The sequence below is a fragment of the Phytopseudomonas punonensis genome (assembly GCF_900142655.1).
Classification (GTDB): Bacteria; Pseudomonadota; Gammaproteobacteria; order Pseudomonadales; family Pseudomonadaceae; genus Aquipseudomonas; species Aquipseudomonas punonensis.
This window is the reverse complement of sequence record NZ_FRBQ01000007.1, coordinates 58,599-75,137: the sequence shown is the minus strand read 5'-3', so window position 1 is coordinate 75,137 and position 16,539 is coordinate 58,599. Positions and strand designations below refer to the sequence as shown.

Sequence of the window (16,539 nt, the reverse complement as noted above, 5' to 3'; positions counted from 1 at the left end):
TCTCCGTCATGCGCAGAGGATACCCGCTGCGCCGGAGCATGTCGCCGGACCTAGAGCGGTGGAATATGCAGGTCCAGGCGTGGAGGATCGCCGTCCGCCGCGCCGTCACTTCTGGGCGGCACGTGCTGGGTGGTGACGATGCGGTCGCCCTGCAGCGTCTGCAGGTGGATGTCGAACCCCCACAGGCGGTGCAGGTGCTTGAGCACTTCCTCGGTAGAACTGCCCAGCGGTTTGCGGTCGTGCTGGAAGTGACGCAGAGTCAGGGAGCGGTCGCCGCGGCGGTCGATGCTCCAGATCTGCACATTGGGTTCGCGATTGCCCAGGTTGTATTGGGCTGCCAGGGTTTCGCGGATGGTGCGATAGCCCGGTTCGTCATGGATGGCCGGCACGCTGAGTTCGTCTTTCTGGTCGTCGTCGAGAATGCTGAACAGCTTCAGGTCGCGGATCACCTTGGGCGACAGGTACTGCAGGATGAAGCTTTCGTCCTTGAAGCTGGTCATGGCGAATTTCAGGGTACTCAGCCAGTCACTGCCGGCAATGTCCGGGAACCAGTGACGATCCTCCTCGGTGGGTTCTTCGCAGATGCGGCGGATGTCCCGGTACATGGCAAAACCCAGGGCGTAGGGATTGATGCCGCTGTAATAGGGGCTGTCGAACGATGGCTGGAACACCACGCTGGTGTGCGACTGCAGAAACTCCATCATGAAGCCGTCAGTCACCAAGCCCTCGTCGTAAAGGTCGTTCATCAGCGTGTAGTGCCAGAAGGTCGCCCAACCTTCGTTCATCACCTGGGTCTGGCGCTGCGGATAGAAGTACTGGGCGATCTTGCGCACGATGCGGATCACTTCGCGCTGCCAGGGCTCCAGCAGCGGCGCATGTTTTTCCAGGAAGTAGAGGATGTTTTCCTGCGGCTCCGCCGGGAAGCGCTTGTTGTCGCCATCACCAGCCTTGCTCGCGCTTTTCGGGATGGTGCGCCACAGATCGTTGATCTGGCGCTGCAGATGCTCTTCGCGATCCTTCTGGCGGCGACGCTCCTCCTCGGCGGAGATGGGGTAGGGGCGTTTGTAGCGATCGACGCCGTAGTTCATTAGCGCATGGCAGGAGTCGATCAGGTCTTCCACGGCATCGATGCCGTGGCGCTCCTCGCATTGGGTGATGTACTGCTTGGCGAATACCAGGTAGTCGATGATCGAGCTGGCATCGGTCCAGGTGCGGAACAGGTAATTGCCCTTGAAGAAGCTGTTGTGCCCATAGCAGGCGTGGGCAATCACCAGCGCCTGCATGGTGATGGTGTTTTCTTCCATCAGGTAGGCAATGCACGGATCGGAGTTGATCACGATCTCGTAGGCCAGGCCCATCTGCCCGCGGCTGTAGGATTTCTCGGTACTGAGAAACTGTTTGCCGTATGACCAGTGGTGATAGCCCAAGGGCATGCCGACGGAGGCGTAGGCATCCATCATCTGCTCGGCGGTGATCACTTCGATCTGATTGGGGTAGGTGTCGAGCGCATAACGCTCGGCCAGTCGGCTGATTTCCCGGTCGTAGTCGCGAATCAGCTCGAAGGTCCATTCCGAGCCCGTGGACAAGGGTTGGCGCTTTTTGCTGCTGGCACTGCTCATGTCGAGAGCCTCCGCTGGAACAGTTCGCGGAACACGGGATAGATATCGCCGGCTGATACCAGTTGCTGCTGGGCGAAGGTCTCATCGTACGCCTCGGCAACCCGCTCGTATTCGAACCACAGCGCCTGATGCTCGCGCGGGGTGATTTCCACGTAGGTGAAGTACTGCACGAACGGCATGATCTGCTTGATCAGGATGTCGCGGCACACCGGCGAGTCGTCGTTCCAGTTGTCGCCGTCGGAAGCCTGGGCGCCATAGATGTTCCATTCGTTGGCCGGGTAACGCTCGGCCATGATCTCCTGCATCATCTTCAGTGCGCTGGAGACGATGGTGCCGCCGGTTTCCCGGGAATAGAAAAACTCTTCTTCATCGACTTCCTTGGCGCTGGTGTGGTGACGGATGAACACCACGTCGATCTTGTCGTAGTTACGCTTGAGGAACAGGTACAGGAGGATGAAGAAGCGCTTGGCGACGTCCTTGGTGGCCTGGGTCATGGAGCCGGACACGTCCATAAGGCAGAACATCACGGCCTTGGAGCTAGGGTTGGGGTGTTTGACCAGCAGGTTGTACTTGAGATCGAAGGTATCGAGAAACGGGATGCGGTGAATGCGTGCGCTGAGGCGTTCGATCTCGGCCTCGAGCAGCTGGATGTCGCTGAAGTTGTCCGGCTCCTCGCGGCGCAACCGTTCAAGTTCGGCCTTCGCTTCGCGCAGCTTGGCCCGGCTGCTGCCGGACAGGGCGATGCGCCGCGCATGGGCCGAGCGCAGGGTACGCACGATATTGATGCGTGACGGGTTGCCTTCGCTGCTGATGCCGGCGCGCACGGTCTTGAAGGTTTCCGCGCCGGTCAGGTGGCGCTTGACCAGGTTGGGCAGCTCCAGATCCTCGAACATGAAGTCCAAGAACTCTTCCTGGGTGATCTGGAACACGAATTCATCCATGCCCTCGCCGGAGTTGCTGGCCTTGCCGGCACCCTGGCCGCCGCCACCGCCCTGCGGGCGGGGAATCCGCTCACCGGCAACGAACTCCTTGTTGCCTGGATGTACGACAGTCTGCTTGCCGCCGCGGCCGTGGTGCAGCACCGGCTCGTCGATATCCCGGCCGGGAATGCTGATCTGCTCGCCGTGCTCCATGTCGGTAATGGAGCGGCGGCTGACGGCGTCCTCCACGGCCTTCTTGATGTGGTCGCGGTAACGACGAATGAACCGCTGGCGGTTCACCGTGCTCTTGTTCTTGCCATTGAGGCGACGGTCGATCACGTAGCTCATACAAGCCCTCCGGGCACCGCCCGCTCAGGCCACGGCGTGGGCCATGACCTGAACGGCAGGCCGCTTACTGCGATTTACGTACGCGCAGATACCACTCGGACAGCAGGCGCACCTGCTTCTCGGTATAGCCGCGTTCGACCATGCGTTTGACGAAGTCGTTGTGCTTCTGTTGATCCTCCTTGCTGGCCTTGGCATTGAAACTGATGACCGGCAGCAGATCCTCGGTGTTGGAGAACATCTTCTTCTCGATGACCACTCGCAGTTTCTCGTAGCTGAGCCAGGTCGGGTTCTTGCCATTGTTGTTGGCGCGGGCGCGCAGCACGAAGTTGACGATCTCGTTGCGGAAATCCTTCGGGTTGCTGATGCCGGCCGGCTTCTCGATTTTCTCCAGTTCCTCGTTGAGGGCCACGCGGTTGAGGATTTCACCGGTTTCCGGGTCGCGATACTCCTGATCCTGAATCCAGAAGTCGGCATACAGCACATAGCGGTCGAATATGTTCTGGCCATATTCGCTGTAGGACTCGAGATAAGCGGTCTGGATCTCCTTGCCGATGAATTCGATATAGCGCGGTGCCAGGTATTCCTTGATGAAGCGCAGATAGCGCTCGCGGGTTTCACCGGGGAACTGTTCCTGCTCGATCTGCTGCTCCAGCACGTAGAGCAGGTGCACCGGGTTGGCGGCAATCTCATGAGGGTCGAAGTTGAAGACCTTGGAGAGAATCTTGAAGGCGAAGCGGGTCGACAGGCCGTTCATGCCTTCGTCGACACCGGCCGAGTCGCGGTACTCCTGAATCGACTTGGCCTTGGGGTCGGTGTCCTTGAGGTTTTCGCCGTCGTACACGCGCATCTTCGAGTAGATGTTGGAGTTTTCCGGTTCCTTGAGGCGCGACAGGGTGGAGAACTGCGCGAGCATCTTCAGGGTGTCGGGTGCACAGTGGGCATTGGCCAGCGAGCTGCTGATCAGCAGCTTATCGTAGATCTTGATCTCGTCGCTGACACGCAGGCAGTACGGCACCTTGACGATGTAAATACGGTCGATGAAGGCTTCGTTGTTCTTGTTGTTGCGGAAGGTGTGCCATTCCGATTCGTTGGAGTGGGCCAGCAGGATGCCGTTATAGGGGATCGCGCCCAGGCCTTCGGTGCTGTTGTAGTTGCCTTCCTGGGTGGCAGTGAGCAGTGGATGCAGCACCTTGATCGGTGCCTTGAACATCTCGACGAATTCCATCAGGCCCTGGTTGGCCCGGCACAGCGCGCCCGAATAGCTGTAGGCATCGGCATCGTTCTGCGGGTATTCCTCGAGCTTGCGGATATCCACCTTGCCGACCAGGGCAGAGATGTCCTGGTTGTTCTCGTCACCGGGCTCGGTCTTGGCGATGGCAATCTGATTGAGGATCGACGGGTAGAGTTTAACCACCCGGAACTGGCTGATATCGCCGCCGAACTCGGCCAAGCGCTTGCTGGCCCAGGGCGACATGATGCTGCCGAGATAACGGCGGGAAATACCGTAATCCTCTTCAAGAATGGCGGCATCTTCTGCCGCGTTGAACAAGCCCAATGGTGATTCGAAGACCGGCGAGCCCTTGATGGCGTAGAAGGGCACTTTCTCCATAAGTTGTTTGAGCTTTTCAGCCAGGGACGATTTACCGCCACCGACCGGGCCCAGCAGATAAAGGATCTGTTTCTTCTCTTCCAGCCCTTGAGCTGCATGGCGGAAGTAGGAAACGATCTGTTCGATGCATTCTTCCATGCCATGGAAGTCGGCAAAGGCGGGGTAGCGGCGAATCACCTTGTTGGAAAAGATCCGCGACAGCCTTGGATTATGGGAGGTATCGAGCAGCTCCGGCTCGCCGATGGCCATCAGCAGGCGTTCGGAGGCGCTCGCGTAGGCACTGCGATCCTGTTTGCACAGTTCGAGGTACTCCTGCAGCGAGTACTCCTCCTGGCGGGTCGCCTCGAATCGTTGCTGGAAGTGACTGAAAATACTCATGACTTCACCTCGCTCGATACTTGGAGCCGGCCGGGATCGGTCGAGCGGGTACATGCAGACTCGGCGCTTGCGCTACCGAGATGAATCCCCCAACACCCCGTAGTCAGTCAGAACCTCAAGATCGGCCTGTCCGTGGCGTGGCAGGTTTAAGGACAGCCGCCATGCGCGCTGTGCATGGCGTATCGGCTGCCTTCTCCCACCTGACCCTGTGCTGCATGGCTCTGGCTGGCTGCTGAAGGTGATACCGATGGCCCGTTCGGCCGATTGGCCGGCTACCTGAATTGGGATGGCCTGAGGTAAGAATAGTTGGTTATCGCAGAGATCAAGGCGCAATCGCCGTGCGAAGCGCCATTGCGACGCTTCGCAGAGAACCAAACCCAGCATCGACGCGGGGATGGCGGCAAAAAATATTTATTCCAACGGGCCGGACTCGGTGTCTTGAGGATAAGTGGTGCGCCACAGCTCGAAGCCACCATCAAGGCTGTACACCTCGGAGAATCCCTGGCCGACCAAATAGGCCGCAGCGCCCTGGCTGGAGTTGCCGTGATAGCAGGTGACGATCACAGGGCCATCCATATCGGCCTTGGCGATGAAGTCCGGCAGGGAGTAGTTGTCCAGATGCAGGGAGCCGCTGATGTGCCCCGCAGCAAAGCTCTGTGGATCACGGATGTCGACCACCACTGCGCCACTCGTACGCAGTGCCTGGGCCTGCTCCGGGGGGATGCGTTTGAACTCGCTCATTCTGCCTCCTCGCTACAGTCGCAGCGATGGTATTCGCCGCTGTCGATATTCATCAGGGTCATGCTGCCGCCCCACACGCAGCCAGAATCCAGGGCGAATACTCCTGGCTCATCGCAGCGGCCTTCAAGGGAAGCCCAGTGGCCGAAGACTATCTTCTGGCCGCGTGTCTTGCGTTGCTTGTGGCTGAACCACGGCAGATAGCCGGCTGGCGCAGTGCCCAGGCCTTCCTTGCTTTTCAGGTCTAGGGTGCCATCTGCCTTGCAAAAGCGCATACGGGTGAAATAGTTGGTGATCACCCGCAGCCTGGTAATGCCCTGCAGTTCCTTGTCCCAGCGCGCCGGCTCGTTACCGTACATGCCGTCCAGAAACATTGGAAACAGTGCGTCGTCAGCCAGGGCGCTTTCTACTTCTGCCGCGCGCCGCAGCGCCTTGTGCATGTTCCACTGCGGGGGAATGCCGGCGTGGACCAGCGCCATGTCGCGTTGCTCATCGTAATGCAGCAGCTTCTGCTTGCGCAGCCAGTCGAGCAGCTCGTCGCGGTCTGGAGCTTCGAGGATTTCGTGCAGGGTGTCGCCGCGTTTCAGGCGTTCGATACTGCGCGATGCGGCAAGCAGATGCAGGTCGTGATTGCCCAGCACGCAGATCAGCGCATCGCGCATGCGATAGAGAAAACGCAGGGTTTCCAGCGACGCTGGGCCACGATTGACCAGGTCGCCGACCAGCCAGAGGCGGTCATGCGTGGGGTTGAAGGCGACACGTTCCAGTAGGCACTGCAGCGGTTTCAGGCAGCCCTGCAGATCACCGACGGCGTAAGTCGCCATCAGTGCAGGGCACCTGGAACGGCTAGGCGGAAAGGCGCGATCGGCGCATCGAAACGCTGGCCATCATCGGCCAGCATCTGATAACTGCCTTGCATCGTGCCGACCTGAGTGGCCAACAAGGTGCCGCTGCTGTAGCGATGTCTGTCACCGGGTGCGATCAACGGTTGCTCGCCGATAACACCTGCGCCGCGTACTTCCTGAACCTGGCCATTGCCATCGGTGATCACCCAGTGACGCGTCAGCAGTTGCGCTGGCAGATCACCGTTGTTGCTGATGGTGACGTCATAAGCGAAGGCGAAACGGTTCTGCTGGGGCTGTGACTGCTCCGGCAGGTAACGTGTGACGATGCTGACATCGATCTGGTAGCGAGAGTCGGACATGGGCACTCGATAAGTCAGGTGAGCGTAGGTTCTGGCTGCAGCGCGAGCTGGTCGGCCAGGCGCACGAAGGCGGCCAGGTCCAGTTGCTCCGGGCGCAAGCTGCCGTCGACGCCGGCAGCTTCGATTTCGCTGGCAGGCAGCAGCGCCTTGAGGGTGTTGCGCAAGGTTTTGCGACGCTGATTGAAGGCTTCGCGCACCACACGCTCGAGCAGGCGGTGATCTTTAGCCGGGTGCGGCAACACCTTGTGCGGGACCAGGCGCACGATGGCCGAGTCGACCTTGGGCGGTGGATTGAAGGCGCCGGGGCCGACATTGAACAGGTGTTCGACCTGGCAGTGGTACTGCACCATGATCGACAAGCGACCCCAGTCGCCGCCACCCGGGCCTGCGGCCAGACGCTCGACCACTTCCTTTTGCAGCATGAAGTGCATGTCGCGGATTAGGTGAGCGTTGCTCAGCAGGTGGAAAATCAGCGGCGTGGAGATGTTGTAAGGCAGATTACCGACCACCCTCAGGCTGTTGGGCGCTGCTTGCAGGCTGTTGAAGTCGAACTTCAAGGCATCGCCCTGATTCAGGCGAAAGCGCGGTTCGCCGGCGAACTTGGCTTGCAGAATCGGGATCAGGTCCAGATCGAGCTCGATCACATCGAGCTGCGCGCCGCTATTGAGCAGCCCTTCAGTCAGCGCGCCCTGGCCAGGGCCGATCTCCAGAATGTGCTCGCCTTCGCGCCCGTGAATGGCGCGCAGGATGCGATGAATCACCCCGGCGTCATGCAGGAAGTTTTGGCCAAAACGCTTGCGCGCGCGGTGTTGGTAAGGCTCGGACATCGGGAAAGCAGCTCCAGGCTTCAAGCTGCAAGCGTCAAGCAAGAGCGTAAAGCGATCAGGCGAAAACGCGCAGTTTAGCAGGGAACACCTGTCGAGCGTTGCCGCTCGCCGCTTATCACGTCCGGTTCACGGTCTATTGCAGCTCTGCGCCATTTCATAGGCCGTTTCTAGCGCGACTTGTAGGCTGCCACAGTCGATTTTGCCAGTGCCGGCAAGATCCAGCGCGGTGCCGTGATCGACCGAAGTGCGAATGATGGGCAAGCCCAACGTGACATTCACGGCAGCGCCAAACCCTTTGTACTTGAGCACCGGCAGCCCTTGGTCGTGGTACATGGCTAACACCGCGTCGCAGTGCTCCAGATGTTTGGGGGTAAACAGCGTGTCAGCAGGTAGCGGGCCGATCAGATTCAGGCCTTCTTCACGCAGTTGCTGCAGCGTCGGCTCGATTACCTCGATCTCCTCACGGCCCAGGTGACCACCTTCGCCAGCATGCGGGTTAAGGCCGCAGACCAGAATGCGCGGGACGGCGATACCGAATTTGTCGCGTAGGTCTGCGTGCAGGATGCGCGTCACGCGTTGTAGCCGTTCAGTGGTGATGGCGTCAGCCACGTCCTTGAGCGGCAGGTGCGTAGTAACCAGTGCAACGCGTAGGCCGCGTGTGGCCAGCATCATCACCACCTGTTCGGTGTGGGTCAGCTCGGCAAGAAACTCGGTGTGCCCGGAAAACGCGATGCCCGCTTCGTTGATGATGCCTTTATGTACCGGCGCGGTGATCAGGCCGGCAAAGTTGCCGTCCAGGCAGCCCTGACCAGCGCGGGTCAGGGTCTGCAGCACATAGGCTGCATTGGCCTGGTCCAGGTGGCCAGTCTCGACCGGTGTGCCGAGTGGGGTATCCCACACATACAGGCTGTTGGCAGGCGCTGGTTGCTTTGGCCAGTTGTCGGGGCCGGTTTCGATTAGGCGGATATCCAGCTCCAGCTCCTTTGCGCGCTCCTTCATCAGTGCCGTACTGGCGACGCAGATCAGCGCGTGCGCCTGCCGCTTTCTGGCTAGTAACAGGCAAAGATCGGGGCCGATGCCGGCGGGTTCTCCGGGCGTCAGGGCGAAGCGCAGGCAGTCTGACATGATCATCTCTCAAGAGTGGGCCGGGCAATTCTAGCAGGCGGTGCCTCCGGGTCGTCTCTGCTACAGCGATCTAGGTCCCTGATGTTTCAGCGTGACAGGCATGAAAAAGCCCGGCACTGGGCCGGGCTTCTCGGTGGTATCAGGCCGGATTACAGCTTGATTTCCACATAGGCTTCGTCACGGATCTGGCGTAGCCAGGTCTGCAGCTCTTCCTCGTACTTGCGATTGCGCAGCAGGTTGAGTGCTTGTTGCTCACGCATCTGCTCACTGCTGTCGGTGGCGCGGCGGCCCATGACTTGCAGAACGTGCCAGCCAAACTGGCTCTTGAACGGCTTGGAAACTTCACCGCTTGCCGTGTTGTTCATCACTTCACGGAATTCCGGTACCAGAGCGTTGGGGTCGATCCAGTTAAGGCTGCCACCGTTAAGTGCCGAGCCCGGGTCTTCGGAGAAGTTCTTCGCCAGCTCGGCAAAGTCTTCACCAGACTGGATGCGCTGATACAGGCGCTCGGCCAATACCTTGGCTTCGGCGTCGGTACGGATTTCGCTTGGCTTGATCAGGATGTGGCGTACGTTTACTTCTTCGCGCACGGCTGCTGCCTCGCCACCGCGCTTCTCCAGCACCTTGAGCAGGATAAAGCCGCCTGGAGTGCGAATCGGCTCGGTCACATCGCCAACGCTCATGGCGCTGATCATGCTGTCGAACGGCGGAGGCAGTTGCGCGGCCTTGCGCCAGCCCATGTCACCGCCATCGAGCGCGGTTTCACTGGCCGAGTTGGCGATCGCCAGTTTGGCGAAGTCGCCGCCCTGTCGGGCTTGCTGATAGATGTCCTGAGCACGACGCTCTGCAGCCTGCAGGGCTTCAGAGCTGGCGTCTTCCTGAATCGGGATGACGATGTTGGCCAGGTGAAACTCTTCGGAGAGCTGCATCTTGCCCAAGTCGGAGGCGAGGAAGTTTTTCACTTCCTGCTCGGTAACCTGGATGCGCTCAGCAACACGGCGCTGGCGCACACGGCTGATGATCATTTCGCGGGATATCTGGTCACGCGCATCGTTGAATGACAGACCGTCTTTGGCCAAAGCATCGCGGAACTGCTCGATGGTCATGCCGTTGCGTTGGGCAACGGTGGCCATGGCCTGGTTGAGCTCTTCATCGCTGATGCGAATGCCAGAGCGCTCGCCCATCTGCAACTGAATGTTCTCCAGGATCAGACGATCCAGTACCTGTTGAGTCAGTACATTGGCCGGCGGCACCTCGCCGCCGCGCTTGGCGATGGTCTGCTGAACGTCGCGAACGCGGGCGTCGAGTTGCGTTTGCATGATCACGTCGTTATCGACGATCGCGACCACACGGTTGAGAGGCTGTACATCGGCGTGTGCCGCGGTACCCAGAAACATCGCGCCCAACAGCAGCGGGCGCATGTACTCAGCGAGCTTGTTCTTCACGTTCACGATAACCTTGAATGCCTTGGTCGAGGAATGTCTCAACTTTGTTGCCAGTCACGCCACCCAGGCCTTTGAGGACGATCTGCAGGAAGATGCCAGTGTCGGCCTTGTCGTTGCGTGAGGGATTGAGACTGACCTCGTCGTAATCGATCCAGTAACGGTTGATAACGCGTAGTTTCCAGCAGCAGCTGTCGTACTCGAAACCACCGAAGGCTTCCAGGGTACGGTTGCGGCCGTAGTCGTACTGCCAGCGCGAGATCAGGCTCCACTGCGGGCCAACCGGCCAGATGACCGAGAAGTCATGCTGGCTGATCTTGTAGTAGTCCTTGATGAAGGTACTGCTGCCAGGCGTGCCGTAGTCGCTGCCATAGCTCCAAAGGCCCTTGCTCTCGTCGTAGTTGAGTGTGTCGTTACGATAACGGTAACCCGCGTTGACGATCTTGCGTGGGTTATCCGCAGGCTGGTAATGGAACATGGCGCTGCCCGAACGGGTGCTGCGGGTATCCGGATCCCAGTTGAAATCAGAGGTGAAGCGCCAGTCCTGGTTGTAGCGGTACATGTATTCGAGCGCGTAGGGCGACACGGAAGACTGAGCTTGGTCAAGGGTGCGGTAATCGATGCCGGGCATCTGCACCTTGCGGTCTTCGAAATAGAACGCCTGGCCGATACTGAAGCGCTGACGCTCGAAGCCGTTCGGCTCGATCCAGCGGCTGGTCACGCCAAGGGAGATCTTGTTCTCGTCGCCGATCCGATCCTTGCCACTAAAGCGGTTTTCACGCCACAGCGACGAGTAGCTGAAGGTGCTCTCGGTTGTGTCGAAGACCGGGATGTCGGTTTGATCTTCTTCCGGTACATAAAGGTAGAAGAGTCGCGGCTCCAGAGTCTGACGAGCTTCACGGCCAAACAGCGAAGTGTTGCGGTCGAAGTACAGGCCGCTGTCGACGCTGAACAGGCCGACGCCGCGGTTCTGCGTGCTGCTGTATTGTTCATCAGCCAGCAGCGTGCTCTTGCCTTGCTGATCAAGGTCCAGGTCGTAGCTGGTTTGCAGGTACTTGATCTGCGGCTTGATGTAGCCCCAGCTCCAGTCCAACGGCAAGCTGACACCCGGCTCGACATGCAGTCGAGTACCGTTAGCACGCGCCAGGCCTTGCACGTTGGCATCGTTCCACGGACCTTCGACGTTGCCATTCTGGTCGATGTAGTTACCACTGCGCAGGTCGCGATCAAAACGTACCAGCTCGCTACCATAGGTGAAGTTCAAACCACCTGGCTCAACCGGCAATTTACCGTCCAGAGTGATCTGCGGCAGGCGGTTGTAAGGCGTTACGGCAGTGATGGTGGCCAACTCATAGGCATGCGCATTGAGTTTCGCCGTGTAGCTGTCGCCACGCCAGGTAAGCGTACCGCGCTGGTCGACGTAATCAGAGGTCTCGACACCCAGGTCCGATTTCAGATCCTGGAAGTAGTAAGGATCGCTGATATCGGTGTAATCGACCTCTGCCAGCAGGCGGTCATTGAGCCCCTGCGTGTGCTGCCAACTGTACATCCAGCGCTGATCTTTATAGCCGGACTGCAGCTTGCGTTCATCTTCCTGGTCGTCGAGGTAACCGCCACCGACTTGGCCTTCGCTGTTTTGCGTCAGGTAGCGGTATTCGCCTTCTAGGAACAGGCCGCGTTTGGCCATATAGGTCGGGTAAAGCGTGGCATCGAAGTTCGGTGCCAGGTTGAAGTAGTAAGGCGTCTGCAGGCTAAGGCCGTTGCTGCCGGAAGTGCCGATGCTCGGCGGCAGGAAGCCAGATTGACGACGATCGTCGATCGGGAAGTAGATATACGGCGTGTAGAAAACCGGGAAATCCTTGACCCGCAGCGTGACGTTGGTCGCGGTGCCAAAGCCGGTGGCCGGGTTCAGGGTGATGTTGTTACCGGTCAGGTGCCAGGCGTTGCTGCCTGGTTCACAGCTGGTGTAGGTGCCATCTTTGAGGCGGATGATGGCGGTTTCTTCGCGCTTGGCGTAGGCCGCGCTGCCGCGTACATGGGCGGCGTGCATCACGTACTCGGCGTTATCGATTCGCGCCTCGCCGTTGTCGAGTTGCAGCTCGCCGCGATCACCAACCACCAGGGCGCCTTTGTCGCGTAGGCGGACGTTGCCGACCAGCTCGCCACGGTTTTCTGCCTGGTGCAGGTTGGCCTCGTCGGCTTCGACCTGCATACCGGCCTGGCGCACAACTACGTCACCTGCGAGGGTCGCGACCTGCTCGTCCTGCTGATAGCGCGAAGCCTTGGCCGATACGAACATCGGCGCTTCGCTCATCGGCGTGGTGTCGTTCATGCCTGGGCGAGTCGGTTCGATATAGGCGCCGGAACAGGCCGGGCCCATTTCCGCCAGCTGCGCGCTGGTCAGCTTCTCGCGAGGCACCCAGTCGAGGTGACTGTAATCGGCACTACGCGAGGCCAGTGCGCGACCACCGCTTTCTGTCACTTGCGTTGGCGCCGCCTTGGTATCAGGCTTGGCGGCCGTTGTCGCAGCCGTACCAGCGCTCACCGAGTTGGCACTGTGCGTCGGACGCGACGGCACATTGGCCACACCGGATTTCGGTGCACAGGCCCAACCGCCGGTAGGCGATGCCTGGCAATCGAACTGTTCGGCAGCGCTGGCGAATGGACTGGCGAAGGGCTGTAGGGCCAACAGGCCGCCCGTTACCAGAAGCGGGAATTTCTTACGAAAAGCGGGGTATTTTACTGCCATCTTGTTTTCCGGGCTTCCTGTGCGCTTTTGGCCCAGGGGCCGCACGCCTCTCGATGGGCTGAAAAAGATGCTGGATAATAAAGCATGACCCGCGCAACGGCTAGCGCCGTCGGAGACCCTTGTAATGCCTGATCAAGATGTACGTCTGCAATGCCTGCAACAGTGGCTCGAGCCGCAGATGCAAACGCTGTTCGCTGCCAACGGTTGGGGGGCGGTGCCACCTGCCACTCTGCAGCCTGCCAGCAGTGACGCCAGCTTTCGTCGATATTTTCGCTGGGAGGCCGCAGGCCGCAGCCTGATCGTGATGGATGCACCGCCGCCGCAAGAGAATTGCCGGCCATTCGTCGAAGTGGCGAATCTGCTGGCACGGGCCGATCTCAACGTTCCGCGCATCTATGCCGCGGACTTGGATCAAGGTTTTCTGCTGCTCAGTGATCTTGGTCGCCAGACCTATCTGGATGTAATCGACAGCGACAATGCCGACAGCCTGTTCGGCCCAGCCATCGATGCATTGCTGGCCTACCAGCAGTTGCCGATGGACACTCCGTTGCCGCACTACGATGACGCATTGCTGCGCCGCGAACTGCAGTTGTTCCCGGATTGGTATGTCGCCCGTGAGCTGGGGCTGACCTTCACTGCCGAGCAGCAGGCAGCCTGGCAGCGCGTTTGTACGCTGCTGATCGACAGCGCCCTGGCGCAGCCCAAGGTCTTGGTGCACCGCGACTACATGCCACGCAACTTGATGGTCAGCGAGCCCAACCCTGGCGTGCTGGACTTTCAGGATGCCGTCTACGGCCCGGTCACTTATGACATCACCAGCCTGTTCAAGGATGCATTCCTCAGCTGGCCAGAGCCTCGCGTACAGGGCTGGCGTGAAGGCTATTGGCATAAAGCCCGTGCAGCAGGCGTTCCGGTGCAAGCCGATTTGGCCGACTTTCTGCGCGCCAGCGATCTGATGGGCGTGCAGCGCCACCTCAAGGTGATCGGTATCTTCGCGCGTATTTGTCATCGCGATGGCAAGCCGCGCTACCTGGCGGACGTGCCGCGTTTCTTTGTTTATATAGAGGCAGTGCTCGCCAGGCGCCCTGAGCTCGCAGAGCTCGGCGAACTGATCGCGCAGCTCAAGCACGCCGCGGAGGCCGCTCGATGAAGGCGATGATTCTCGCCGCCGGCAAAGGCGAGCGGCTGCGGCCGCTGACCTTGCACACCCCCAAGCCATTGGTGCGTGCCGCTGGCGTGCCACTGATCGAATACCACGTGCGCGCACTCGCGCGCGCCGGTTTCAGCGAACTGGTGGTCAACCATGCCTGGCTCGGCCAGCAGATCGAGGACTATCTCGGCAGCGGCGAAGGCTTTGGCGTCAGCATTCGTTATTCTCCCGAAGGCGAGCCGCTGGAAACTGGCGGTGGGATTTTCAAGGCATTGCCGCTGCTCGGCGATGCTCCTTTCCTGATCGTGAATGGCGATATTTTCACCGATTACGATTTTTCCACGTTGCGCCGGCCATTGAGTGCGAAAGCTCATCTGGTCTTGGTGGACAACCCCGCTCATCACCCGCAGGGCGATTTCCGCCTGCATGATCACTTGATCGAGGATGGTGCGGCGGATGCGGCTAGCCTGACCTACAGCGGTATTGCGGTACTCAGCCCCGAGCTGTTCACCGGTTGCCAGCCTGGAGCATTCAAGCTCGCTCCGCTGCTACGCGATGCGATGCAAAGCAAGCAGGTGAGTGGTGAGCATTTCACTGGGCGCTGGGTGGATGTTGGTACCCACGAGCGCCTGGCCTACGTGGAAAATCTGCTGCAGGAAGCGCGCTGATATGTACTGGCCCCTGACGCTCATTGGTGCCCTGGCGGGGTTTGCTCTGGCCAGTATTCCCGGCTTGTTGTTGGGCGGCCTGCTTGGTCAGGTGCTGGATCGTCGGCTTGGCCTGCGGGGCTGGTCGGCCTTGGGCGAACGGCTGCGCGGTACGTCGGGTGTTCAAGATGAAATGCTGTTGTTTCTTATGTTGGGGCGCCTGGCCAAGAGCGACGGCGTAGTGCAGCAGGCACATATTCGTCAGGCCCGGGCTGAAATGCAGCGGCTGACCATGAGCGAGGCCGGCAGAGCGGCGGCCATCGAAGCTTTTGCTCGTGGCAAGACCGGCCAGGACAACCTGCGTGGCCCCTTGCTGCGCCGTCGTAGTGAGGCGCAGGAGCTGTTGCGCGCCTGCTGGCGTATGGCCTGGGCCGATGGCAAGGTCGGGCAGGCCGAGCGCGAGCAGATTTTGCTGTGGGGCAAATGGCTGGGTATCTCGGCCGAGGCCCAAGAAGCGCTCAGTGCCGCCTATTCGCCACGCCGTGGCCCGCCGGTAACGGCCGCCGATAGTTATCAACAGGCGATGCGCCTGCTAGGCGTGACCGCGGACAGCGATGCTCAGCAGGTCAAGAAGGCTTATCGTCGGCTGCTTAGCCGCCATCACCCGGACAAAATGGCCGGCAGCGGTGCGGCGCCCGACAAGGTGCGTGAAGCCACCGAAGCGACCCGCGAACTGCACAACGCCTATGCGCTGATTCGCCAGCGCCGCGGCTTTCGCTAAGCCGCTGCTATTTGGCGCCGCCGGCGTGCTTGTCCAGCCACCCTCGCAGGCGTCGAAATAGCTGCTCCTGAGCCACGTCGGGATTACCCGGCAGCGCATCCAGACTGATCTGCACCAGCGTTGGCTGCTTCTGCCGCTGACTCAGTTGCTTGCGCGCCAGCGCCGCCTGCCGTGCGGTGGCGCTGTCGCGGTAATAGAAGTCGCCGACTTTGGCAGTGAGCTGCCCCAGCAGATCGTTGAACGGCGCGTCGAAGCCTTCCGGCTGTCGAGTATCCACCAGCACCAGATGAGTGACATTGGCGGGCTTGCGCTCGGCAATGTAGCGCGCTGCCCAGTAGGCGCCGCTGCCGTGGCCAAGCAGCACCACGACCTTGGCTTGCTGCTGCCCGGCAAAGGCGATGCCGGCATCGATACGGGCGAATACCCGCTCGACGTGGGCCGCGCGTGCCGCTTCAGCGTCAGGCGCTGGTGCCTCGCTCGGTGGCGCAGGCGTGGCGGGCTCTGCGGGCTTTTCAGTCGGAGCCTCGGCAGCTTTGCCGTCGCCGCTTGCAGGTGGTTCGGCAATGCGTACTGGCAGATTCGCCCCCTGCGGATCCGGCAAGGTCAGGCTCAGGCTGTGCCAGCCGGCGTCCGGCAATTTGCGGCGTAGCGGGCCAATGGTAGGTGGTGCGTCGGCACTCTCTTCGTCGCCGGGAATCAGGATCACCGCGCCCATCGGCGCCGGATCATTGGCCGGTCGCCAGAGCGCCAGAAAAGGCGTGCCGGCGGCGTCGAGTTGCTGCTGCTCAGTGGCGGCCAGCTGGCGCTCCAGCGCCAGCGCTTCAAGGTCGCTACGCTCGGCCAGCGGCGCGCGCTGTTCGGCCTTGGCATCGGCCTTTTCACCATCCTTGGTGGGTGGGCTCTGTTCGGCGAACGCGCACACGGCGCCTGCCAGCAGTGTCAGGCATAGCGCGTAGTGTGGCAGGTTTTGAAAACGCGTCATTGCAGGGGCCGGCAGTTGTA

The 16,539-nt window shown here is 60.5% G+C and carries 14 protein-coding genes; 3 read left to right on the top strand and 11 right to left on the bottom strand.

Going from position 1 to position 16,539, the window contains the following annotated elements; all coding sequences use genetic code 11:
* Window positions 1-50 precede the first annotated feature (50 nt).
* From BUC40_RS16720 to BUC40_RS16675, 10 genes are all read right to left on the bottom strand, one after another.
* Window positions 51-1,619: a SpoVR family protein gene (locus BUC40_RS16720; protein ID WP_073267309.1), complete on the bottom strand. Its 1,569-nt coding sequence runs from the start codon at window positions 1,617-1,619 to the stop codon at window positions 51-53.
* The gene (locus BUC40_RS16715) at window positions 1,616-2,887 is read right to left on the bottom strand and encodes a YeaH/YhbH family protein (protein ID WP_073267308.1); all 1,272 of its coding nucleotides are present in this window, start codon (window positions 2,885-2,887) and stop codon (window positions 1,616-1,618) included. Before BUC40_RS16715 ends, BUC40_RS16720 begins: the two co-directional genes overlap by 4 nt.
* Before the next feature lie 64 nt (window positions 2,888-2,951).
* Window positions 2,952-4,874 carry a PrkA family serine protein kinase gene (locus BUC40_RS16710; protein WP_073267307.1) on the bottom strand — a complete coding sequence of 641 codons (1,923 nt, stop codon included), beginning with the start codon at window positions 4,872-4,874 and terminating at the stop codon, window positions 2,952-2,954.
* A 411-nt stretch (window positions 4,875-5,285) separates the two neighbouring features.
* Window positions 5,286-5,615 (bottom strand): thiosulfate sulfurtransferase GlpE, encoded by a 330-nt coding sequence (glpE, locus tag BUC40_RS16705; RefSeq protein WP_073267306.1) that lies wholly within the window; start codon window positions 5,613-5,615, stop codon window positions 5,286-5,288.
* Window positions 5,612-6,436, bottom strand: a complete 825-nt coding sequence (locus tag BUC40_RS16700) for a symmetrical bis(5'-nucleosyl)-tetraphosphatase (protein ID WP_073267305.1) — start codon at window positions 6,434-6,436, stop codon at window positions 5,612-5,614. Before BUC40_RS16700 ends, glpE begins: the two co-directional genes overlap by 4 nt.
* A complete protein-coding gene (apaG, locus tag BUC40_RS16695; RefSeq protein ID WP_073267304.1) occupies window positions 6,436-6,816 on the bottom strand; it encodes a Co2+/Mg2+ efflux protein ApaG in 381 nt (126 codons plus the stop codon). The genes BUC40_RS16700 and apaG overlap by 1 nt, the downstream gene beginning before the upstream one ends.
* 14 nt (window positions 6,817-6,830) lie before the next feature.
* On the bottom strand, window positions 6,831-7,643 hold the full coding sequence (gene rsmA, locus BUC40_RS16690; RefSeq protein WP_073267303.1) for a 16S rRNA (adenine(1518)-N(6)/adenine(1519)-N(6))-dimethyltransferase RsmA: 813 nt from the start codon (window positions 7,641-7,643) through the stop codon (window positions 6,831-6,833).
* Between the two features lie 126 nt (window positions 7,644-7,769).
* Window positions 7,770-8,768, bottom strand: coding sequence for a 4-hydroxythreonine-4-phosphate dehydrogenase PdxA (pdxA, locus tag BUC40_RS16685; RefSeq protein WP_073267428.1), 999 nt, complete (start codon window positions 8,766-8,768; stop codon window positions 7,770-7,772).
* A 149-nt stretch (window positions 8,769-8,917) separates the two neighbouring features.
* On the bottom strand, window positions 8,918-10,219 hold the full coding sequence (locus BUC40_RS16680) for a peptidylprolyl isomerase (RefSeq protein ID WP_073267302.1): 1,302 nt from the start codon (window positions 10,217-10,219) through the stop codon (window positions 8,918-8,920).
* Window positions 10,194-12,959, bottom strand: coding sequence for an LPS-assembly protein LptD (locus BUC40_RS16675; protein ID WP_073267301.1), 2,766 nt, complete (start codon window positions 12,957-12,959; stop codon window positions 10,194-10,196). The genes BUC40_RS16680 and BUC40_RS16675 overlap by 26 nt, the downstream gene beginning before the upstream one ends.
* Before the next feature lie 124 nt (window positions 12,960-13,083).
* On the opposite strand from BUC40_RS16675, the gene BUC40_RS16670 reads away from it, so the two are divergent.
* The 3 genes from BUC40_RS16670 to BUC40_RS16660 are packed head-to-tail and all read left to right on the top strand — an operon-like array spanning window position 13,084 to window position 15,537.
* A complete protein-coding gene (locus BUC40_RS16670; protein WP_073267300.1) occupies window positions 13,084-14,109 on the top strand; it encodes an aminoglycoside phosphotransferase family protein in 1,026 nt (341 codons plus the stop codon).
* Window positions 14,106-14,777: an N-acetylmuramate alpha-1-phosphate uridylyltransferase MurU gene (murU, locus tag BUC40_RS16665; RefSeq protein ID WP_073267299.1), complete on the top strand. Its 672-nt coding sequence runs from the start codon at window positions 14,106-14,108 to the stop codon at window positions 14,775-14,777. Before BUC40_RS16670 ends, murU begins: the two co-directional genes overlap by 4 nt.
* 1 nt (window position 14,778) lies before the next feature.
* A complete protein-coding gene (locus BUC40_RS16660) occupies window positions 14,779-15,537 on the top strand; it encodes a DnaJ domain-containing protein (protein WP_073267298.1) in 759 nt (252 codons plus the stop codon).
* A 7-nt stretch (window positions 15,538-15,544) separates the two neighbouring features.
* Here BUC40_RS16660 and BUC40_RS16655 read toward each other — a convergent pair whose 3' ends face one another.
* The gene (locus BUC40_RS16655; protein ID WP_083593589.1) at window positions 15,545-16,519 is read right to left on the bottom strand and encodes an alpha/beta hydrolase family protein; all 975 of its coding nucleotides are present in this window, start codon (window positions 16,517-16,519) and stop codon (window positions 15,545-15,547) included.
* Window positions 16,520-16,539: the final 20 nt, after the last annotated feature.